General features: G+C 62.2%; 18 protein-coding genes and 4 tRNA genes. 11 read left to right on the forward strand and 11 right to left on the reverse strand.

What is annotated here, in order from left to right; translation table 11 throughout:
* The first annotated feature begins 54 nt into the window (after window positions 1-54).
* The 5 genes from AC5J09_RS20940 to AC5J09_RS20960 all read left to right on the forward strand — a co-directional run bounded on the left by AC5J09_RS20940 (window position 55) and on the right by AC5J09_RS20960 (window position 2287).
* On the forward strand, window positions 55-1368 hold the full coding sequence (locus tag AC5J09_RS20940) for a D-Ala-D-Ala carboxypeptidase family metallohydrolase (protein ID WP_494298400.1): 1314 nt from the start codon (window positions 55-57) through the stop codon (window positions 1366-1368).
* A gap of 160 nt (window positions 1369-1528) precedes the next feature.
* A tRNA-Glu gene (locus AC5J09_RS20945) sits at window positions 1529-1604 on the forward strand.
* A 216-nt stretch (window positions 1605-1820) separates the two neighbouring features.
* A tRNA-Glu gene (locus tag AC5J09_RS20950) sits at window positions 1821-1896 on the forward strand.
* A 57-nt stretch (window positions 1897-1953) separates the two neighbouring features.
* Window positions 1954-2028, forward strand: a tRNA-Glu gene (locus tag AC5J09_RS20955).
* Between the two features lie 183 nt (window positions 2029-2211).
* A tRNA-Glu gene (locus tag AC5J09_RS20960) sits at window positions 2212-2287 on the forward strand.
* Between the two features lie 73 nt (window positions 2288-2360).
* Here AC5J09_RS20960 and recJ read toward each other — a convergent pair.
* From recJ to AC5J09_RS20980, 4 genes are all read right to left on the reverse strand, one after another.
* On the reverse strand, window positions 2361-4163 hold the full coding sequence (gene recJ, locus AC5J09_RS20965) for a single-stranded-DNA-specific exonuclease RecJ (protein ID WP_494298401.1): 1803 nt from the start codon (window positions 4161-4163) through the stop codon (window positions 2361-2363).
* Window positions 4164-4292: 129 nt separating this feature from the next.
* The gene (locus AC5J09_RS20970) at window positions 4293-5615 is read right to left on the reverse strand and encodes a homoserine dehydrogenase (protein ID WP_494298402.1); all 1323 of its coding nucleotides are present in this window, start codon (window positions 5613-5615) and stop codon (window positions 4293-4295) included.
* An 80-nt stretch (window positions 5616-5695) separates the two neighbouring features.
* Window positions 5696-6913, reverse strand: coding sequence for an LL-diaminopimelate aminotransferase (locus AC5J09_RS20975; protein WP_010969423.1), 1218 nt, complete (start codon window positions 6911-6913; stop codon window positions 5696-5698).
* A gap of 123 nt (window positions 6914-7036) precedes the next feature.
* Complete coding sequence (locus tag AC5J09_RS20980) at window positions 7037-7342, reverse strand: hypothetical protein (RefSeq protein ID WP_018095035.1); 306 nt, start codon at window positions 7340-7342, stop codon at window positions 7037-7039.
* A gap of 211 nt (window positions 7343-7553) precedes the next feature.
* Here AC5J09_RS20980 and phaC point away from each other — a divergent pair, with 211 nt between their 5' ends.
* From phaC to sthA, 5 genes are all read left to right on the forward strand, one after another.
* Window positions 7554-9389, forward strand: a complete 1836-nt coding sequence (phaC, locus tag AC5J09_RS20985; RefSeq protein WP_494298403.1) for a poly(3-hydroxyalkanoate) polymerase subunit PhaC — start codon at window positions 7554-7556, stop codon at window positions 9387-9389.
* A gap of 20 nt (window positions 9390-9409) precedes the next feature.
* Complete coding sequence (gene sfsA / locus AC5J09_RS20990; protein WP_494298404.1) at window positions 9410-10129, forward strand: DNA/RNA nuclease SfsA; 720 nt, start codon at window positions 9410-9412, stop codon at window positions 10127-10129.
* Between the two features lie 28 nt (window positions 10130-10157).
* Window positions 10158-10997, forward strand: a complete 840-nt coding sequence (gene map, locus AC5J09_RS20995; protein WP_003537051.1) for a type I methionyl aminopeptidase — start codon at window positions 10158-10160, stop codon at window positions 10995-10997.
* Window positions 10994-11776, forward strand: a complete 783-nt coding sequence (gene radC / locus AC5J09_RS21000) for a RadC family protein (RefSeq protein WP_494298405.1) — start codon at window positions 10994-10996, stop codon at window positions 11774-11776. The genes map and radC overlap by 4 nt, the downstream gene beginning before the upstream one ends.
* Before the next feature lie 141 nt (window positions 11777-11917).
* Window positions 11918-13321: a Si-specific NAD(P)(+) transhydrogenase gene (gene sthA / locus AC5J09_RS21005; RefSeq protein WP_494298406.1), complete on the forward strand. Its 1404-nt coding sequence runs from the start codon at window positions 11918-11920 to the stop codon at window positions 13319-13321.
* An 81-nt stretch (window positions 13322-13402) separates the two neighbouring features.
* Here the strand turns inward: sthA and sufA are convergent, their stop codons facing one another.
* From sufA to AC5J09_RS21040, 7 genes are all read right to left on the reverse strand, one after another.
* Window positions 13403-13795 carry a Fe-S cluster assembly scaffold SufA gene (gene sufA / locus AC5J09_RS21010; protein ID WP_018095040.1) on the reverse strand — a complete coding sequence of 131 codons (393 nt, stop codon included), beginning with the start codon at window positions 13793-13795 and terminating at the stop codon, window positions 13403-13405.
* A gap of 94 nt (window positions 13796-13889) precedes the next feature.
* Window positions 13890-14270 carry an SUF system Fe-S cluster assembly protein gene (locus tag AC5J09_RS21015; protein ID WP_018095041.1) on the reverse strand — a complete coding sequence of 127 codons (381 nt, stop codon included), beginning with the start codon at window positions 14268-14270 and terminating at the stop codon, window positions 13890-13892.
* A 10-nt stretch (window positions 14271-14280) separates the two neighbouring features.
* Window positions 14281-15525, reverse strand: a complete 1245-nt coding sequence (locus tag AC5J09_RS21020) for a cysteine desulfurase (RefSeq protein WP_494298407.1) — start codon at window positions 15523-15525, stop codon at window positions 14281-14283.
* Between the two features lie 12 nt (window positions 15526-15537).
* Window positions 15538-16815 carry a Fe-S cluster assembly protein SufD gene (gene sufD, locus AC5J09_RS21025; RefSeq protein WP_494298408.1) on the reverse strand — a complete coding sequence of 426 codons (1278 nt, stop codon included), beginning with the start codon at window positions 16813-16815 and terminating at the stop codon, window positions 15538-15540.
* Window positions 16816-16837: 22 nt separating this feature from the next.
* On the reverse strand, window positions 16838-17593 hold the full coding sequence (gene sufC / locus AC5J09_RS21030) for a Fe-S cluster assembly ATPase SufC (RefSeq protein WP_003531483.1): 756 nt from the start codon (window positions 17591-17593) through the stop codon (window positions 16838-16840).
* A gap of 77 nt (window positions 17594-17670) precedes the next feature.
* Window positions 17671-19140 carry a Fe-S cluster assembly protein SufB gene (gene sufB, locus AC5J09_RS21035; RefSeq protein WP_003531481.1) on the reverse strand — a complete coding sequence of 490 codons (1470 nt, stop codon included), beginning with the start codon at window positions 19138-19140 and terminating at the stop codon, window positions 17671-17673.
* A gap of 154 nt (window positions 19141-19294) precedes the next feature.
* Complete coding sequence (locus AC5J09_RS21040) at window positions 19295-20461, reverse strand: cysteine desulfurase family protein (protein ID WP_494298409.1); 1167 nt, start codon at window positions 20459-20461, stop codon at window positions 19295-19297.
* 218 nt (window positions 20462-20679) lie between these two features.
* On the opposite strand from AC5J09_RS21040, the gene AC5J09_RS21045 reads away from it, so the two are divergent.
* Window positions 20680-21357, forward strand: coding sequence for an alpha/beta hydrolase (locus tag AC5J09_RS21045; RefSeq protein ID WP_018095045.1), 678 nt, complete (start codon window positions 20680-20682; stop codon window positions 21355-21357).
* Window positions 21358-21405: the final 48 nt, after the last annotated feature.

Below are 21405 nucleotides of genomic sequence, written 5' to 3' on the forward strand. Positions count from 1 at the left end.
TGTTGTGTGCGCGGTGCAAAGCAACCCGCATGCACGGAGAGCGGGGAAAAGGCGTTGCAACATCTGGAACCAGGATACAGTCTCCTGACGATCGGACGCGCCGCAGCATTATCCGTATCGCTTCTGGCACTGGCTAGCTGTGTGTCGGCAGTCGCCGACAATGAGACGATCAGCCCGCTCAATTCCCAACAGGTGGCGGAAGCAGCGCCGGCCGCATCCGAGGAGACGATGCGGGACGAGCAAGAGGCTGGCGCCGGCGCGACGGCGCAGGTGCCCGACGGTGAAGCGGGCCAGAACAGCGCCGCCATGCAGCCCGGTCTGGCCATGCAGGGCACTGCGCTGCGCGCGACAACATCGAGCATCTACGGGCAATCGCCGGCAGGACCGTCCGCCGAGGCGCGGCCGGACCCAAGCAGCCAGCCGACGGCAGCACCGTCGGCCGTCGCATCGCCGACGATGAATGCCAAGGCCAACAGTCTCTTCAGCAACGGACAGTCCGAGGCTCAACCGGTGATTCAACCGCAACAGGGCGCGGCAGGCGAAGCTCCCGCGACAAACGAAGCGATTGCTGCCGCAACGCCGGCAGCCACCGGCGAAAGCGATACGCCCGCGGCCGTTCCATTGCCTTTGAGCGCGCAGGCCGCACTATCAGGTGCTACGGCGGCCGCCCTGCAGCCGGTCGAAGTCGCCTCGCGGACGCCGGCGAATGCCGCCCAGCCGGCGGGCTCCGACCACGGTGAGAAAGAGACTCAAGAGACGAAGAAGACCTGGACCCTCGCAAGCCTGTTTGCGCCGAAGCGCAGGGAAAAACAGCGGGCCGAATCGACACGCGCTGTGCCGGCACGCGAGAAGAAAACGATTACCGCAAGCAATGCGGGACAGCCGCAGGTCGCTTCCCTCGCCTATGCGTCACTGCCGGGCGTCAATATGAACCCGCTTTTCAGCATGGAACACGAAGCGCACGAGGCTGACGAGGACGACGCGCCCGTGGAAGTGGCGAACCTCTCGGGCCTTGCCCGACTAACGCCGAGCGGCCTCATCCTGCAAACGGAGAAGGTGGAGACAGGCTGTTTCAAACCGCAGCTTCTCGACATCCTGAAGACGGTCGAAGGTCATTACGGCCGCAAAGTCATGGTCACCTCGGGCCTTCGCGCCATCAAGGTCAACCGCAAGCGCCAGTCCCTTCATACGCGCTGCGAGGCGGCGGACATCCAGGTGGCGGGCGTCAGCAAGTGGGAGCTCGCGAATTTCCTGCGCAACGTTCCCGGCCGGGGCGGCGTCGGCACCTACTGCCATACCAACTCCGTCCATATCGACATCGGTCCCCAGCGCGACTGGAACTGGCGCTGTCGCCGTCGCAAAGGCTGATCGGCGATCGCTCCTGTTAACAAGGCCCATCGTGAGCAGCAGTGATTTTTCCCGGAAAAAATGACAACTGCCACTTGCGGGAATCCGAAGCCCTCTCTATAAGCCGCCTCGTCTTACAGCGACTTGCGTCTTTTCAGAGGCTCAAAGGTTGCTGCAGCAGGCGCCCATCGTCTAGCGGTCTAGGACGCCGCCCTTTCACGGCGGAAACACGGGTTCGATTCCCGTTGGGCGTGCCATTTTCTCTCTTATACTTGTGGATACTTCGCCTTGTATGTGGAAGGGACGTCTTTGCTTTGCGTCACCATAGGATCGAGTTGACCTGTGCGGATCTCTTGCCGAAAAAGCAAAATAATCGCCTCTGATCACTTGCATGAATCCGATGCCCTCTCTATAAGCCGCCTTGTCTTACAGCGGCTTGCGTCTTTTCAGAGGCATCAGGCTTGCTGCAGCAGGCGCCCATCGTCTAGCGGTCTAGGACGCCGCCCTTTCACGGCGGAAACACGGGTTCGATTCCCGTTGGGCGTGCCATTCCACCTCTTTTCTATTTCATGTTTTTCATAGTATGGTGCTGATCGTCACCAGCAGGCGCCCATCGTCTAGCGGTCAGGACGCCGCCCTCTCACGGCGGTAACACGGGTTCGAGTCCCGTTGGGCGTACCATTTCCTCACCTTGCGCGCGCATCATTTCGCTTCCGAATAGCGCTTGCGTCTGCTCCCGATCTTTTCCCAGGAAAAATCGAAATTTACCGCCCGCGGTCTCTTGCGAGAATCCGAAGCGCTCTCTATAAGCCGCCTTGTCTTACAGCGCGTGCGCCTTTCAGACGCACAAAATCGCTGCAGCAGGCGCCCATCGTCTAGCGGTCTAGGACGCCGCCCTTTCACGGCGGAAACACGGGTTCGATTCCCGTTGGGCGTGCCATTCCTCTTCAAAGTCTTTAAGAAAAGTCCGTAAGTCTCTGAGTCGGCTACACCCGTTCGCTCCGCCTCGGCGTTTAATTTGCTTTCGCGGCGTCCGTCACGCGCAGTTGAACCTTGCGTGTCCCCTGCCACAGATCCGCTGACACGGAACCCGCGACATGAACGGTGGCGCCGCGGCTGCCGAGCAGGAAATCGCCGAGCGGCGTCTCCGTCGCGCGGAAGGCGATGCCTTCCATGCGGCTGCCGTCCTGCCCCTCGAGCGTCACGTTCACGTGGTTGGCCCCGACCTGACGGCTATCGCGCAGTCGATGTTGCGGGAAGGCAAAGAGCGGCTGCGGATGGCCGGAGCCATAGGGTCCCGCCTGGTCGAGAAGATCGACGAGGTCGAGCGTCGCCCCGGCCGCTGCCAGCGCGCCATCGACCTTGAGCGTTTGGACGGCGACGAGATCGCGAACGGCAGTTTCGGCGCGCTCTTCGAAGAATTGCCGAAGCTGGCCGAGCTTACCGCGCTCGACCGTCAGCCCGGCGGCCATTGCATGTCCCCCGCCTTTGACCAGCAGGCCGTTGTCGACGGCCGCACGGACGAGCCGCCCCATGTCGAAACCGTTGATCGAACGGCCGGATCCGGTTCCGCGGCCGTTCGGATCGAACGCAATCGCAAAAGCCGGCCGGCGGAATTTCTCCTTGATGCGTGCCGCGATGAGGCCGACGATCCCAGGGTGCCAGTTCTGCCGGGCAGTAACGATCACCGACGCGCCCTCGCCCGTTCCGTATTCCGCCAGTACCTCGGCTTCCGCCTCCGCAAGCATCGCCGCCTCCATCGCCTGGCGATCGCGATTGAGTTCATCGAGCTGGGTGGCGATGATTTCCGCCGCCGCGGCATCGTCGAGGGTCAGCAGACGACTGCCGAGCGCAGCGTCGCCGATTCGCCCGCCGGCATTGATCCGCGGGCCAAGCAGGAAGCCGAGATGATAGGGCGTCACGGGTCCGCCGATCGCCGCCTTGCGCAAGAGTGCGGCGAGACCCGCATTGCCCATGTGCCGCGCGGCAAGCAGGCCCTTGACGACATAGGCCCGGTTCAGGCCTTTGAGCGGCACCACGTCGCAGACGGTCGCAAGCGCCACCAGGTCGAGCAGCGACAGGAGGTCGAAGGATGCCGCGCGCGGGTCGCCCCTGAGGCGGAGCACGCGCAATGTATTGACCAGTACCAGATAGACGACGCCCGCAGCGCAGAGATGGCCCTGCCCCGACAGGTCGTCCTCCCGGTTGGGATTCACCAGGGCGTGACACGGCGGCAGCACCGAGCCGACCTGATGGTGGTCGATGACCACGACATCGGTCCTGCGCTCTGCCGCCACCGCCAGGGCTTCATGGCTCGTCGAACCACAGTCGACCGTGACGATCAGTTCGGCGCCCCGATCGATCAATTGATCGATCGCCTGCGGGTTCGGACCGTAGCCCTCGAAAATGCGGTCGGGAATATAGATCTCGGCGGTGATATCGAAATGCCGCAGGAAACGCGCCATGAGCGCGGACGAGGCCGCACCATCGACATCGTAATCCCCGAAGATCACCACCTTCTCGCGGCGACGAATGGCATCCGCGAGCCGCTCGGCCGCCTTGCGGCCGTCGGTCAGGGTGTCGGGGTCAGGCATCAGTGCGCGCAACGTCGGCTCGAGGAATGCCGAGGCGTCGTCCAGTCCGACGCCGCGCCCGGCAAGCACGCGCGCGATGAGTTCGGAATAGCCGTGGATCTGACTGATGGCCAGGGCACGGTTCTGGCCCGCCTGATCGAGGCGCGATACCCAGCGCTGACCGCTGACCGAGCGTTCAACGCCGAGAAATGCCCGCTGGATCGGATCCGCCAAAACGTCCATCTGTCTACCCGCCCGAAGTCCCTCCGTTCTTAGCGAAGATTTCGGCACTGAAAAACCGGCGGGGGTGCAGTTCGGCCCGCAAGTCGGCGGTCGCAGCGGCTTCTCAACAGATTTGATGAGGACGCGCGGTCACCAGGCCTTCGGACGCTCGATCCTGATAACCTGCGGCTCGCCGACGAGATAGCCCTCGCCCTTGATCGAGACGATCGCCTTGCGCACGGAAGCCTCTGATGTCGCATGCGTGACGAGGATGATCGTCTTCGGCTCGGCCGGGTCGGCATAGTGCTTGGAATGCTGCATAATCGATTCCAGCGAGATGTCGTTCTCCGCCATGTGCTTCGCCACATTGGCGAAGACGCCCGTGCGGTCGACCACTTTCAACCGGATGAAATAGCCGCCCTCATGGCTCTGCATCCGGGCGCGCTTATAGGGCAACAGCGCCTTCGCCGGACGGCCGAATGCCGGCACGTGCTGCGCGCCGGGTCGGCTCTTGGCGATGTCGGCGATATCGCCGAGCACGGCCGAGGCGGTCGCGTCCCCGCCCGCGCCCGGGCCGACCATCAGGAGTTCGCCAAGAATGTCGGATTCGATCGCAACCGCATTGGTCACCCCGTCGACCTGCGCGATGACGGTGTCGTGAGGTACCATGGTCGGATGGACGCGCTGCTCTATGCCGCTATCGGTCCGCTGGGCGACTCCGAGAAGCTTGATGCGGTAACCGAGGTCGGAAGCCGCCTGGATATCTTCGATCGAGATGTTGGTGATGCCCTCGAGATAGATGTCGTCGGCAGCAATCGCGGTGCCGAAGGCAAGGCTCGTCAGGATCGAGAGTTTGTGCGCCGTGTCGTTGCCCTCGATGTCGAAGGCCGGATCGGCCTCGGCATAGCCGAGCCGCTGAGCCTCCTTGAGGCATTCCTCGAAGGAGAGACCCTCCCTCTCCATCTTCGTCAGGATGTAATTGCATGTGCCGTTCATGATGCCGTAGACGCGCGAGATCGTGTTGCCGGTCATGGACTCGCGAAGCGCCTTGATGACAGGAATGCCGCCGGCGACCGCAGCTTCGTAATTCAGAAGTGCGCCATGCTTCTCGGCAATTTCCGCCAGTTCGACACCATGTGCTGCCAGAAGCGCCTTATTGGCGGTCACCACATGGACGCCGCGCGTGAGCGCCGCCTTCACGCAAGAATAGGCCGGGTCTCCGGCGCCGCCCATCAGTTCGACAAAGACGTCGATGCCTGCTTCAGACGCCAGGGAAACTGCGTCGTCGAACCAGGCGATGTCCGAAAGCTTCACGCCCCGATCTTTCGCCCGGTCTCTTGCCGCTACGGCCGTAATCTCGATCGCCCTGCCGCATGTGGTCGCCATCGTCTCATGACGATCCTGGAGAATCCGCACGAGCGAGGCACCGACGGTCCCCAAGCCCGCAATGCCGATTTTGAGGGCATCTGCCATAGCAAGTTCCTAACACGTAGAGGCGCCCCGCCAGACCAGGCGGGGCAATTTGGGTGCGGAAACGGGCACAGCCCGGCTCCTTACCGATGTGCGTTGAGCGAGATGACGTTGTGCATCGTCTCGTCCGCCGAAGAAAGGAAGCGCTTGATATTGCGCGCGGCCTGGCGGATCCGGTGTTCGTTCTCCACCAGAGCGAGACGAACATAGTCGTCGCCCTGCTCGCCGAAGCCGATACCCGGAGCAACGGCGACATCCGCTTTCTCGACGAGAAGCTTGGAGAACTCGAGCGAGCCGAGATGGCGGAACTTCTCGGGGATCTTCGCCCAGGCGAACATCGTCGCCGGCGGCGGCGGAACCTCGAAACCGGCCTTGCCGAAGCTTTCCACCATGACGTCGCGGCGCCGCTTGTAGATGGCGCGCACCTCGGCGATATCGCTGCCGTCACCGTTCAGTGCCTGCGTTGCAGCTACCTGGATCGGGGTGAATGCGCCATAGTCCAGATAGGACTTCACGCGCGTCAGCGCCGCGATCAGTCGCTCGTTGCCGACGGCGAAGCCCATGCGCCAGCCGGGCATGGAGAAGGTCTTCGACATCGAGGTGAATTCGACGGTCACATCGGTTGCACCCGGCACTTCCAGAACCGAAGGCGGCGGTGCGTCGTCGAAGTAGATTTCCGAATAGGCGAGATCCGACAACACGATGATGTCGTGCTTCTTCGCAAACGCGATGACATCCTTGTAGAAATCGAGCGTCGCGACCTGCGCCGTCGGATTGGACGGGTAGTTGAGGATCAGCGCCAGCGGCTTCGGGATCGAGTGCCGGACCGCACGCTCGAGCGGCGGGAAAAAGCTCTCGTCCGGCTCGACCGAAATCGAGCGGATGACGCCGCCTGCCATCAGGAACCCGAAGGCGTGGATCGGATAGGTCGGATTCGGGCAGAGGACGACGTCGCCGGGTGCGGTGATGGCCTGCGCCATGTTGGCGAAGCCTTCCTTGGAGCCGAGGGTCGCGACGACCTGCGTCTCGGGATTGAGCTTGACGCCGAAGCGGCGCGCATAATAGGCGGCCTGCGCACGGCGCAGCCCGGGAATGCCCTTCGATGACGAATAACGATGCGTCCGCGGGTCCTGGACGACTTCGCACAGCTTGTCCACGATTGACTGCGGGGTCGGAAGATCCGGATTGCCCATGCCGAGGTCGATGATGTCAGCACCGGCCGCTCGCGCGCTCGCTTTCAAACGGTTGACCTGTTCGAAAACGTAGGGCGGCAAACGCCGGACTTTATGAAACTCTTCCATCTCCAGACCTCATTTGGCGCGCGTCTTTGCAGCCCTTGGGCTCTTCGCTCGACATGCGCGGGGTGAACGGCCGCCATCGCGGCCATTCAACGCTTTGCGGCCAAAACACGAGAAAGGCAAGCGCTAATTCTCGATCTGTTTCAGCGTGTCGGCACCGTGCTGCTCGGCCAAAAGCTGCAATTCCTTCAGGCGACGCCGGTACTCGGCTTCGGAGATCGCGCCGGACCGGCGCTGCCCGGCAAGTGCGGTCAACTGCCCCTGCATGTTCAGCGCCTCCTCATTGGTCATCTGCTGCATGGCGGCGGGCTTTTGACCGTAAACCGAAGGATAGGTGGCAAGGTCCGCCGTCGAATTGCAGCCCGCGAGCACGCCTGCGAGAATCAGTGCGGACATCCAAGAAAGCGAACGCTGTTTTCCGACGGCAAGCATGCTGGCGATGACCTCTGTTTCTGCGGCGCAACGATGCGCTACAGCGCCGCGCGTCTCCCGGGACGCACAAAGGTCGCTGTAGCACTTTGATCTGCTGCATGTTTTTGTCCTTCGACCGGCTACGATCACGGGAACATGCAGTAGCCCTTGTAATCATTTTCGGGCAGAATGTAAAAATACAAAACAAACAAGATGCTGTGGAGGACGCCGGGTGACAGCAGAGAAGGCTGAGGGCGCTACGGGCTTTGCCGGCTTCGACCCGAAATCTGTCGAGCCCTACATCGTCAAGGATCCCGAAAGCCTGGCCATCAACATGGCTCGTGCGGCAGAGCAGCTCGGAAAAGCCGCTTCTGCATGGCTCGCCCCGCGCGAAGCGGGCGAGAAGACCGATAGTTTCGCCGAGCCCGTCTCCGATATGGTCAAGACGCTTTCCAAGGTCTCGGAATACTGGCTCTCCGACCCCCGGCGGACACTCGAAGCCCAGACTCATCTTCTCGGCAGCTTCTTCGATATGTGGTCGCGGACGCTCCACCGCATGGCCGGCGAGGCCGTGGAGGACCCGACCAACCTTCAGCGCAACGACAAGCGCTTCGCCGACGAAGACTGGGTGAAGAATCCCTTTTTCGACTTCATCCGCCAGGCCTATTTCGTCACCTCCGACTGGGCGGAGCGCATGGTCAAGGACGCCGAGGGCCTTGACGATCATACCCGCCACAAGGCGGCCTTCTACGTTCGCCAGATTGCCAGCGCTCTTTCCCCGACCAACTTCATCACGACCAACCCGCAGCTCTATCGCGAAACGGTGGCTTCGAGCGGCGCCAATCTCGTGAAAGGCATGCAGATGTTGGCGGAAGACATAGCCGCCGGGCGCGGCGAGCTTCGGCTCCGCCAGACGGACACCAGCAAGTTCGCCATCGGAGAGAACATCGCGATCACTCCGGGCAAGGTGATCGCGCAGAACGATGTCTGCCAGGTGCTGCAATACGAGGCGAGCACCGAGACCGTGCTGAAGCGGCCGTTGCTCATCTGCCCGCCCTGGATCAACAAATTCTACGTGCTGGACCTCAACCCGGAGAAGTCCTTCATCAAATGGGCGGTCGACCAGGGCCACACGGTCTTCGTCATCTCCTGGGTAAACCCGGACGAACGCCATGCCTCCAAGGACTGGGAAGCCTATGCACGCGAAGGGATCGGTTTCGCGCTGGATATTATCGAGCAGGCAACCGGCGAGCGCGAAGTCAATTCTATCGGCTATTGCGTCGGCGGGACGCTGCTCGCCGCCACCCTGGCGCTCCATGCCGCGGAAGGCGACGACCGCATTCGCTCCGCGACGCTCTTCACCACGCAGGTGGATTTCACCTACGCCGGCGATCTCAAGGTCTTCGTGGACGACGACCAGATCCGCCACCTCGAAGCCAATATGAGCGCCACCGGCTACCTCGAAGGCTCGAAGATGGCGTCGGCCTTCAACATGCTCCGGGCTTCGGAACTGATCTGGCCCTATTTCGTCAACAATTACCTCAAGGGCCAGGATCCCCTGCCCTTCGACCTGCTTTACTGGAACTCCGATTCGACGCGAATGCCCGCGGCCAACCACTCTTTCTATTTGCGCAACTGCTATCTCGAGAACAGGCTCTCCAAGGGCGAGATGGTGCTTGCCGGCCGCCGCGTCTCCCTCGGCGACGTAAAGATTCCGATCTACAATCTCGCGACGAAGGAGGACCACATCGCGCCGGCAAAGTCGGTTTTCCTCGGCAGCAGCAGCTTCGGCGGCAAGGTGACCTTCGTGCTCTCCGGCTCCGGGCACATCGCCGGTGTCGTCAACCCTCCCGCCCGAAGCAAGTATCAATACTGGACGGGAGGCGCGCCGAAGGGCGACTTCGAGACCTGGATGGGTAAGGCAAAGGAAACGGCCGGGTCGTGGTGGCCGCATTGGCAGGGCTGGGTCGAACGGCTCGACAAACGCAGGATCCCGGCGCGCAAGGCCGGAGGTCCGCTCAATTCCATCGAGGAAGCGCCCGGCTCCTACGTGCGCGTGCGCGCCTGACCGCAGAGAGTGCAATCCCCTTGAATTACCCTCGCCCGCTCGTCCCTGCGACGCTTGTGCAGCGTTACAAACGCTTCCTCTTCGACGCTATTCTGGCCGATGGAACGGCAATCACCGGTTCATGCCCGAATACCGGCTCGATGCATGGCCTGACCACACCGGGCTCGCCGGTCTGGCTCTCGGAACACGACAGTCCGACGCGCAAGTATCGCCACATGCTGGAGATCGTCGAGGCGGACGGCACGCTGGTCGGCATCAACACCGGATTGCCGAACCGGATCGCCGAAGAGGCGATCATGGCCGGACAGGTGGGCAATCTTCACACCTACGGCACGCTCCGGCGCGAGCAGAGATACGGCCGCAACTCCAGGATAGATATTCTGCTCAGTGATGCGGAAAAGGGCCTCGCCTATGTCGAGGTGAAGAACGTCCATTTCAGCCGCGTCCGCGGTCTCGCCGAATTCCCGGACAGCCCGACCCAACGCGGTGCGAAACATCTCGAGGAACTGGGCGATATGGTCGAGGCGGGACACCGCGCGATCATGCTCTATCTTATCCAGAGAGGCGATTGCAGTCGCTTCCGCATATGCCGTGAGCTCGACCCGGTCTATGCTCGTGCGTTCGAAAGGGCGAGCGCACGCGGCGTCGAGGCCTATGCGGTCAAATGCGCGGTATCGCCGGCGCAAATCCTGGCGGCAGGACCGATCGTAGTGGACGAACCGGTCCCTGCTGTTTTATGAAAATCGCCTGAAACAACGGAAATCTGGAATGGTAACTTACATCGAGGCCGACGCGGCTCCCTACAAGAACACCGGTGTCATTCGACTCTACGGGCCGGAGGGGTTTGAAGGCATGCGCAAGGCCTGTCAGGTGACCGCGCGCTGCCTCGACGAGCTCGTCGCGCGCGTGAGCCCGGGCGTGACCACGGACGAGATCGACCGCTTCGTCTTCGAGTTCGGCATGGACCACGGCGCGCTCCCCGCAACCCTCAACTATCGCGGCTACACGAAATCCTCCTGCACCTCGATCAATCACGTGGTCTGTCACGGCATCCCCAACGACAAGCCGCTGCGCGAAGGGGACATCGTCAACATCGACGTGACCTATGTGGTCGATGGGTGGCACGGCGATTCAAGCCGGATGTATCCCGTCGGAGAGATAAAGCGTGCCGCCGAGCGCCTGCTGGACGTAACGCATGAATGCCTGATGCGCGGCATAGCGGCGGTCCGCCCGGGCGCGCGCACGGGGGCAATCGGCGAGGCGATCCAGGCCTATGCGGAAGCCGAGCGTTGTTCGGTGGTTCGCGATTTCTGCGGTCACGGCGTCGGCCGGCTCTTTCACGACGCGCCCAATATCCTTCACTATGGCAGCGCCAATGACGGGCCGGAGCTCAAGGAAGGCATGATCTTCACGATCGAACCGATGATCAATCTTGGCCGCCCGCATGTGAAGGTCCTCTCGGACGGATGGACGGCGGTTACGCGCGATCGATCCCTGTCGGCCCAATACGAACACACGGTGGGCGTCACGGCGGACGGCTGCGAGATATTCACGCTCTCACCGGCCGGCCTCTTCAAGCCCGGCATTCACGTCGCGGGCGACGCGTGACGAAGACCCCGCCCGCCGAACCCGACGACCTTGCCGCGGACGAACGCCGGTTTTTCCCGCAGAAGCCGACCCGCGACAGCCACGCAACCGCACCGGCGCCGTCAACCGATACGCACTATCACGGCCATCGGGACCGCCTGAGAGCCCGCTACCGCGAACACGGGGATGCGGCGCTGGCGGATTACGAACTCCTCGAGCTCATCCTCTTCCGCCTCATACCCCGCCGCGATACCAAGCCGATCGCCAAGGCGCTGCTCGACCGCTTCGGCACGCTGGCAGCCGTCTTCGGCGCTCCCTTGCACCTCCTTCAGGAAGTCAAAGGCGTCGGAGAGTCCGTCGCGCTCGATCTCAAGCTCGTCGCGACCGCCAGCCACCGCATGCTCAGGAGCGAATTGCGCAACAAACAGGTTCTGTCCTCCTGGAGCGCCGTGATCGACTATTGCCACGCGGCGATGGCGCATGAGACGAAGGAGCAGTTCCGCATCCTTTTCCTCGACAAGCGCAACACGCTGATCGCCGACGAGGTTCAGCAGCAAGGAACGATCGACCACACGCCCGTATATCCCCGCGAGGTGGTCAGGCGCGCTTTAGAACTTTCCGCTACCGCCTTGATTTTAGTGCACAACCATCCCTCCGGCGACCCGACGCCGTCACGTGCCGACATCGACATGACCAAGCTCATCGCCGAGGCCGCCAAGCCGCTCGGCATCGCGCTTCACGATCACGTCATCATCGGCAAAGACGGCCACGTCAGCCTCAAAGGGCTTCAATTGTTCTGATGGAAAATATGCAGCAGACGCATCCAGAACAGGGCGCTGCGGCATTGCACGTCATCAAACGGTGCGATTGACGATATAGCTGTGCCTGCGCGAAAGATGCCGCATCGCACAACGATTCTCACGCGAGCAGGGGAAGCGTTCATGAACCAGTACGATCTCATCGTTGTCGGCAGTGGTCCGGCCGGGCGCAGGGGCGCCATCCAGGCCGCGAAGCTTGGCAAGAAGGTGCTCGTCATCGAACAGGGAAAACGGGTCGGTGGCGTTTCCGTCCACACCGGTACCATTCCGTCGAAAACGTTGCGTGAAACGGCGCTCAACCTGACCGGCTGGCGCGAGCGCGGCTTCTACGGCCGCTCCTATCGGGTCAAGCAGGAGATCAGCGCCGAAGATCTGCGCCGTCGTCTGATCATAACGCTCAACCACGAGGTGGAGGTGCTCGAACACCAGTTCGCGCGAAACCGCGTGCAGCACATCCGTGGCAGGGCGAGCTTCGTCGGGCCGACGACGCTCGAGATCTCCAAGGATGACGACGAGAGCATGCTCGTTTCCGGCACCAGCATCCTGCTTGCCGTGGGAACGAAGCCCTTTCGGCCTGACTACATGCCTTTCGACGGCAGGACGGTCGTAGACAGTGACGAATTGCTCGACATCCGTGAACTGCCCCGCTCGCTTGTGGTGATCGGCGCCGGCGTCATCGGCATCGAATACGCCACCATCTTCAGCGCCCTCGACATCCAGGTAACGGTCATCGACCCGAAGGCCACCATGCTCGATTTCATCGACCGGGAGATTGTCGAGGACTTCACCTATCAGTTGCGCGACCGCGCGATGAAACTGAACTTGGGCCAGAAGGCGCAGAAAGTGGAGCGGCTCGACAACGGCAAGGTGTTGCTTAGCCTCGACAACGGCCGCAAGATCACGACGGACATGGTGCTTTTCGCCGCCGGCCGGATGGGCGCGACGGATGCGCTCAACCTTCCTGCGGCAGGTCTCGAGGCCGACGCCCGCGGTCGGCTGACGGTCAATCCGGAAACGTTCCAGACGACCGTTCCGAATATCTACGCCGCCGGCGATGTCGTCGGCTTTCCGAGCCTCGCCTCGACCTCGATGGAACAGGGCCGCATCGCGGCCCGCGTGGCGGTCGGCGCAATCGCCAAGGAGCCGCAGAAGTATTTCCCCTACGGCATCTATGCCGTGCCGGAAATATCCACCTGCGGCCTATCCGAGGAAGAGGTCAAAGAGCGCGGAATTCCCTACGAATGCGGCATCGCCCGGTTCCGCGAGACTTCGCGCGGGCACATCATGGGCCTGGATTCGGGACTCTTGAAGATGATCTTCTCGCTCAGGACGAGGCGGCTGCTCGGCGTCCACATCATCGGCGAAGGTGCGACCGAACTCGTCCATATCGGCCAAGCCGTCCTCAACCTGAAGGGCACCGTCGAATATTTCGTCGAGAATACCTTCAACTACCCTACCCTGGCCGAAGCCTACAAGATCGCGGGCCTCGATGCATGGAACCGCATGGGAGAGATCAAGACGGAATGACGGCGGGACTAAGTCCCTTCTTCCCGTCAAAACGGGGAGAAGGGCCGGCAGGCTGGATGAGGGGCGGATACGCCCACGGAATCAGCTGGCGCGGACCACCGCGTCGCCGCGCTCGGCAAGTGCCGCGAGATCGGCCGGCTTCAGCTCCACCGACTCGCCGCAGCCGCAGGCAGAAGTTTGATTAGGGTTGTTGAAGGTGAAACCCGAGCGCAGGGTGGTGGTCTCGAAATCCATCTGCGTGCCCAGAAGGTAAAGCACGGCCTCTGGGGCCACCCAGACCTTCGCCCCCTGGTGCTCGACCAGGTCGTCCTTCGAATTGGGTTCGCTCACGAGATCGACGGCGTATTCCATGCCGGCGCAACCGCCCTTCTTGATGCTGACGCGGATGCCTTTGGCCTCGCCTCCGGCATTTTCCACGATCGACCGGACCCGGCTGGCGGCGGCATCGGTCAGGCTCATAACGGCAAAGCCCATAGGCTCCATCTCCTTCGTATCGCCGGGTTAAAGGCCCGGCGCTTCCAGACTGAATGTAATGCCCGCGTGCCGACGGATCAATATCGGCAGGTGCTCAATACCAGCCGAGCGCAACCTGCGCCTCTTCCGACATGCGGTCAGGCGTCCACGGCGGATCGAAGGTCATCGACACTTCGACGCCCGAAACGCCCTCGACGGCGCCTACGGCATTTTCGACCCAGCCCGGCATCTCACCGGCAACGGGGCAGCCCGGCGCGGTCAGCGTCATGTCGATCTTCACCATACGGTCGTCTTCGATGTCGATCTTGTAGATGAGGCCGAGTTCGAAGATGTCCGCCGGTATTTCCGGGTCATAGACGGTTTTGAGCGCCGCGATGATGTCGTCGCTGAGGCGCGCCAGTTCCTCCGGCGGAATGGCCGAATGAACGATGCCTTCGCGGACGTCGACTTTTTCTTGTGTTTGCTCGAGACCCATGTCCGTCTCCCTAAGCGAAAAACTTGCGTGCGTGTTCCAGCGCGTCCGCCAGCGCATCGACCTCGGCCGTGGTGTTGTAGAGACCGAAGGACGCCCGGCATGTGGAGGTGACGCCGAACCGTTTCAAGAGCGGCTGCGCACAATGCGTTCCGGCCCGCACGGCAATGCCGGCACGGTCGATGACCATCGACACGTCATGGGCATGGATGCCGGCGATCTCGAAGGAAAAGATACTCCCCTTGCCGGGTGCGTCGCCGAAAACCCTCAGCGAATTGATCGAGGACAGGCGCTCGCGGGCATAGGCCGTCAGGCTCGCCTCATGAGCCCTGATCGCCTCGCGGCCGACCTTCTCCATGTAATCGAGCGCATAGCCGAGCCCGATCGCCTGGACGATCGGCGGCGTACCGGCCTCGAAGCGATGCGGCGGATCGTTGTAGGTGACGCGGTCCTCCGTCACTTCCTCGATCATCTCGCCGCCACCCATGAAGGGGCGCATTTCCTTCAACCGTTCGGTCTTGCCATAGAGCACGCCGATGCCGGAAGGACCGTAGAGCTTGTGACCGGTCATCACATACCAGTCGCAATCGATGTCCTGGACATCGACGGGCATATGCACCGCACCCTGGCTGCCGTCGACAAGCACCGGAATGCCGCGCTCGCGGGCAATGCGGCAGATCTCCTTGACCGGGACCACGGTGCCCAGCGCGTTCGACATGTGCGTGATGGCGATGAGCTTCGTCCGCTCCGTCAGGCAATTGACGAAGTCCTCGATGTGGAACGCGCCGTCGTCGTCGATCGGCGCCCAGACGAGCTTCGCGCCCTGCCGCTCGCGAATAAAGTGCCAGGGAACGATATTGGAGTGATGCTCCATGATCGAGATGACGATCTCATCCCCCTCGCCGAGCTGCGGCATTCCATAGCCGTAGGCGACCGTGTTGATCGCCTCCGTCGAGGACTTGGTGAAGATGATGTTGTCGACCGACGGCGCATTCAGGAAACGGCGAACCTTTTCGCGCGCCTGTTCGTAGGCTTCCGTCGCGGCATTCGACAGGAAATGCAGGCCGCGATGGACGTTGGCGTATTCGTTGGAATAGGCATGGGCAACGGCGTCGATGACGAGTTGCGGCTTCTGCGCCGACGCGCCGTTGTCCAGATAGACGAGCGGCTTGCCATAGACCGTCCGTGAAAGGATCGGGAAATCCTTCCTGACCGCTTCGACGTCGTATGCCGCTACCGGCGGCGCAGGATGTTCCATGTCTCTATCCAATCAGGCGTGCTTTTCGAGCCAGGCCGCGACTATGCCTTCCAGCGCCTCGACCAGTGCCTCGTCGTCTTCCAGTTCCTCGACGATCTCGGCGACGAAAGCATTGACGAGCATGGCGCGCGCCTTGTTTTCCGGAATGCCGCGAGCGAGAAGGTAAAAGAGCTGCGTGTGATCGATGTCGATGACCGTTGCACCGTGGCCGCACTGCACGTCATCTGCAAAGATTTCGAGTTCCGGCTTCGCAGAGAAATCCGCGTCGTCGGACAAGAGCAGCGTGTTGCACGACATTTTGGCGTCGGTCTTCTGCGCGTCCTGTGCGACCAGGATCTTGCCCTGAAACACGCCCTTCGCGCGATCGAAGACGACGTTGCGGATGATCTCGCTCGACGTCGTGTGCGGCACGTTGTGGCTCAGCGTGAACGTCAGATCCGTGTGGCTGTCCCCGCCGAGCAGGTTGATGCCGCGCAGCGTCAGGTCGGAGCCCTCGCCGCTCGCACGGCCATGCAGTTCCTGACGGACCAGCTTGCCGCCGGCGTTGATGACGAAGAGGTGCAGCTTCGCGTCCTTGCCGAGATCGAAGCGGATCTGGCCGAGATGCGTGTCCGCCGGACCCTGCTGCTGCAGGATGATCCAGATCACGTCGGCGCCGTCTGCGAGCGTCACGTCGCTTACCGAGGAAATGAAGCTCGGCTCCGCATTCGTCGAAAGATGGCGTTCGATTACGGTCGCTTTCGCGCCGGCGCCGAAGGAGACCGGAAAGCGCGTATGCGCCTGACCATGACTCTGAACCACCTGGATTTCGATCGGAGCTTCGATCTGCGCGCCGGCGGCGACGGTGATTTCCAGTCCGCCGCGCACGAGGCCGCCATTGATCCGGCCGATCGCATCATCCGAGCCGAGCACGGAGAGCCCGGCTACCGCCGAGCCATCGAGCAGGCTCTCTGTATAGGAGCGAGTGGTCAGCTCTTCGGGAACGCTCTTGATATCCGCCTGGCCGTTGCGCACGGACAGAACAGACGAGCCCGGGACGACCGGCTCGACGCGCTCGGCAAAGGCGGCCGGATCGGCCGCCGGCACCGCCCGCAGCAGCGTACGCAGGTCGGTATAGTGCCAGGCTTCGACGCGGCGCGTCGGCAGACCTGCCGTCTTCAACTCGTGAACCAGCGTGTCGCGAAGCGACAGCACGGCCCCGTCGCCCGGCAGATCACCGATCTGCGCCGTATAGGCATCGACGAGCGCCGTTTCGGCCGCCGTCATCTTGATGGCCTGTTGCATATTCATTCGAACACTCCTTCGACAGGCGTCAGGCTGCCGCCTCGATGATATCCGCGTAGCCGTTGGCCTCGAGTTCGTGCGCCAGCGTCTTGTCGCCGGACTTGATGACCTGGCCCTTGTAGAGCACATGGACGGTGTCCGGAACGATGTAGTTGAGCAGGCGCTGGTAGTGCGTAATGACGACGACAGCGCGATCAGGCGAGCGCAGTGCGTTGACGCCATCGGCAACGATCTTCAGCGCATCGATGTCGAGGCCGGAGTCGGTCTCGTCGAGAACGCAGAGCTTCGGCTCGAGCAGAGCCATCTGCAGGATTTCCGCGCGCTTCTTCTCGCCGCCCGAGAAGCCGACATTGAGCGGACGGCGCAGCATTTCGGGCGCGATCTTCAGCTCGGCGGCAGCTTCCTTGACGCGGCGCATGAATTCCGGCGTCGTCAGTTCCTCTTCGCCGCGGTATTTGCGCTGTTCGTTCATCGCCACCTTCAGGAACTGCATGGTAGCGACACCCGGGATCTCGACCGGATACTGGAAGGCGAGGAAGATACCCTTGGCGGCTCGCTCCGAAGCGTCGAGCTCCAGGATGCTTTCGCCGTTATAAAGAATGTCGCCTTCGGTCACTTCATAATCTTCGCGCCCCGAGAGGATGTAGGAGAGCGTCGACTTGCCGGAACCGTTCGGCCCCATGATGGCCGCGACTTCGCCGGCCTTCACGGTCAGGTTCAGGCCGCGGATGATCTCTGTGCCGTCCTCGGCGATGCGTGCGTGCAGGTTCTTGATTTCAAGCATGTGTGTTCGTCCTCTTGGGAAACGAAATCTTCTATCGCGCACAAATTCCGTGCGCCGGTTCGGTATTCGGACGGGCCTTAGCCCACGGAGCCTTCGAGCGAGATGCCGATCAGCTTCTGTGCCTCGACGGCGAATTCCATCGGCAATTCCTGGATAACTTCCTTGACGAAGCCGTTGACGATCAGAGCGATCGCCGCCTCTTCCGGAATGCCGCGCTGCAGGCAGTAGAAAAGCTGGTCCTCGGAAATCTTGGACGTCGTCGCCTCGTGCTCGAACTGCGCAGTCGAATTCTTCGCCTCGATATAGGGCACCGTGTGCGCACCGCACCGATCGCCGATCAGAAGCGAATCGCACTGGGTGAAGTTGCGGGCGTTCTCGGCCTTGCGGTGCGCCGAGACCTGACCGCGATAGGTGTTTTCCGAAACGCCGGCTGCAATGCCCTTGGAGATGATGCGGCTCGACGTGTTCTTGCCGAGGTGGATCATCTTCGTGCCCGAGTCGATCTGCTGGTGACCATTGGAAACCGCGATCGAGTAGAACTCGCCACGCGAACCGTCGCCGCGTAGGATGCAGGACGGATATTTCCAGGTGATCGCCGACCCGGTCTCGACCTGGGTCCAGGAGATCTTCGAGTTCTTGCCGCGGCAATCGCCACGCTTGGTCACAAAATTATAGATGCCGCCCTTGCCCTGCTTGTCGCCCGGATACCAGTTCTGCACCGTCGAGTACTTGATTTCGGCATCGTCGAGCGCAATCAGTTCGACCACTGCCGCATGAAGCTGATTCTCGTCGCGTTGCGGCGCCGTGCAGCCTTCGAGATAGGAGACATAGGCGCCTTCGTCGGCGATGATGAGCGTACGCTCGAACTGGCCCGTATTCTTCTCGTTGATGCGGAAATAGGTCGAAAGCTCCATCGGGCACCGAACGCCCTTCGGCACATAGACGAAGGAGCCATCGGTGAAGACCGCGGAGTTCAGCGTCGCATAGAAATTATCCGACTGCGGCACCACCGTACCGAGATACTTCCGCACGAGGTCCGGATGCTCCCGCATCGCCTCGGAGATCGACATGAAGATGACGCCGGCCTTCTTCAGCTCTTCCTTGAAGGTGGTGACGACGGAGACCGAATCGAACACCGCATCGACGGCGATCTTCGACTTCTCGACCCCGGCGAGAATCTCCTGTTCCTTCAGCGGAATGCCGAGCTTCTCGTAGACCTTGAGGAGTTCCGGGTCTACCTCGTCGAGCGACTTCGGCCCGGTCGTGCCCTTCGGCGCCGCGTAATAATGGATGTCGTTGAAGTCGATCTTCGGATAGCGGACGCGCGCCCAGGTCGGCTCCTCCATGGTCTGCCAGCGGCGATAAGCCTCGAGGCGCCATTCGAGCATCCATTCCGGTTCGTTCTTCTTGGACGAGATCAGGCGGATGATGTCCTCGGACAGCCCCTTCGGAGCAAGGTCCATCTCGATCGTCGTCTCGAAGCCGTATTTATACTGGTCCACGTCGATCTGGCGGACCTGATCAATGGTTTCCTGCACGGCAGGCATGTCGTTCTCCAATCTCGCCGGATCCAAGGTCCGGCAGCTTGTCAATACGATGCAAGTATTCGCGCACCGCTTATGTAATGGCTAAAAGGCGCTTTTCACCCCATTTGCCAAGCGGAAAATTGCTTTTCCGCAATTTCATTCAATGCTCTCCGCTTCACGCCGCCTGTCCGGCCGAGCGGCGCCGCGCCGCCACTTTCGCGAATGCTGCCGCGCAGCGCTCGATTTCCACTTGCGTCGTCGCCTCGCCGATCGAAATCCTGAGCGCACCCTGGCGGGGATCGTAGCCCATGGCGGTCAGGACGTGACTTTGCCCGACCTTTCCGGACGAGCAGGCCGAGCCCGCCGACAAGGCGACGCCCTCGAGATCGAAAGCGATTTGTCCGGTCTCGGCTTTCAGCCCCGGAAGCGTGAAGAAGCATGTATTTGCCAGGCGGGGCCCGTCGCGCCCGTGGATCACCACATCGGGGGCGCAGGACTGCATTTCCGCCTCGAGGCCGTCGCGCAGCGCGGCTATGGCGGCCATGCGCCCGTCGATATTCCCAGCCGCGGCGCGTGCTGCAGCCGCAAAGCCCCCAAGCGCGGCTGCATTCTCGGTCCCCGAACGGTGGCCCCTTTCCTGTCCGCCGCCGCGAATCAGTGGAGAAGGCATCATGATCTCGCCGCGGGCGACGAGTGCGCCCGCTCCCTTGGGGCCGCCGATCTTGTGGGACGACAGGATCAGAAAGTCCGCACCGAGCGATGAGATCGAAAGCGGCAGACGGCCGGCCGCCTGGACCGCATCGGCGACCAGGATACCGCCATGTGCGCGCACGATCGCCGCAACCTCGGCGACCGGCTGAATGATGCCCGTTTCGTTATTGGCAAGCATCACGGCCACCATCGGCAGACCGGCCTCACGGTCATGAGCCTGAAGCAGATCTTCGAGCGCTGCGCAGTCGACGATCCCGGCATTTGTCACCGGTATCTCGCAAACATCCTCGCGCGCGAAACGCCCGCCCTCGCGCACGGCCGGATGCTCGATGGCCGAAACATAGAGCTTGCCTGCCTTGAGCGGCGTGCGCCCCATGCGCAACTGCGGCGTCAGCACCATGTTCGCCGCTTCCGTCGCGCCGCTGGTAAAGACGACCGCTGCGGGTTGCGCGCCGCACAGATTGGCAACATCGCGTCGGGCGCTCTCGACAAGGGCGCGCACCGCACGCCCTTCGCCGTGGACCGAAGAGGGATTGCCGAGCTGATCGAGCGCGTACAGGAGCGCCTCGCGCGCTTCCGGCAGAAGCGGCGCCGTGGCGTTCCAGTCCATGTAGATGCGCGATCCCGACATCGATTCCTTCGCTAGGCCTGCTGCGACCGCTTCGAACGGCCCGTTGCATTTTCCTTGAATTTTCCGCGCCGCTTGCCTTAAGAGACGAAGCTTATGCGGAGGTCCGCACCAAAGTTTTGAACGGTTCTAAAGTAGGTTCTAGAAAAGCTGACTGGTTTAGTCAAGACAGATCGGCACCAAGAACGACGGAATTGAACCAAAGCACTCCCGGAGAGCCAATGCCCGAAATCATTTTCAACGGACCGGCCGGTCGCCTTGAGGGCCGCTATCAGCCTTCGAAGCAGAAGAGCGCACCGATTGCGATCATTCTGCATCCGCACCCGCAGTTCGGCGGCACGATGAACAATCAGATCGTGTACCAGCTCTTCTACATGTTCCAGAAGCGCGGCTTCACCACCTTGCGCTTCAATTTCCGGGGCATCGGCCGCAGCCAGGGCGAATTCGACCATGGTGCCGGTGAGCTTTCCGATGCCGCGTCCGCGCTCGACTGGGTACAGAGCCTGCACCCCGACTCCAAGAGCTGCTGGGTCGCCGGCTACTCGTTCGGCGCCTGGATCGGCATGCAGCTGCTGATGCGGCGTCCGGAAATCGAGGGCTTCATGGCGGTGGCACCGCAGCCGAACATCTACGATTTCTCCTTCCTGGCGCCCTGCCCCTCTTCCGGTCTGATTATCAACGGCGATTCCGACAAGGTCGCGCCGGAAAAGGACGTCAATGGGCTCGTCGAGAAGCTCAAGACGCAGAAGGGTATCCTGATCACGCATAAGACGGTACCGGGCGCCAACCACTTCTTCAACGGCCAGGTCGAGACCCTCATGGCCGAATGCGAAGACTATCTCGACCGCCGGCTCAACGGCGAACTGGTACCCGAGCCCGCGGCAAAGCGCATCCGCTGAACCGCACCATTCCATGAGGCAGCCCGGGAATCCTGCACGTTTCCCGGG

It is taken from the genome of Sinorhizobium sp., assembly GCF_059070375.1.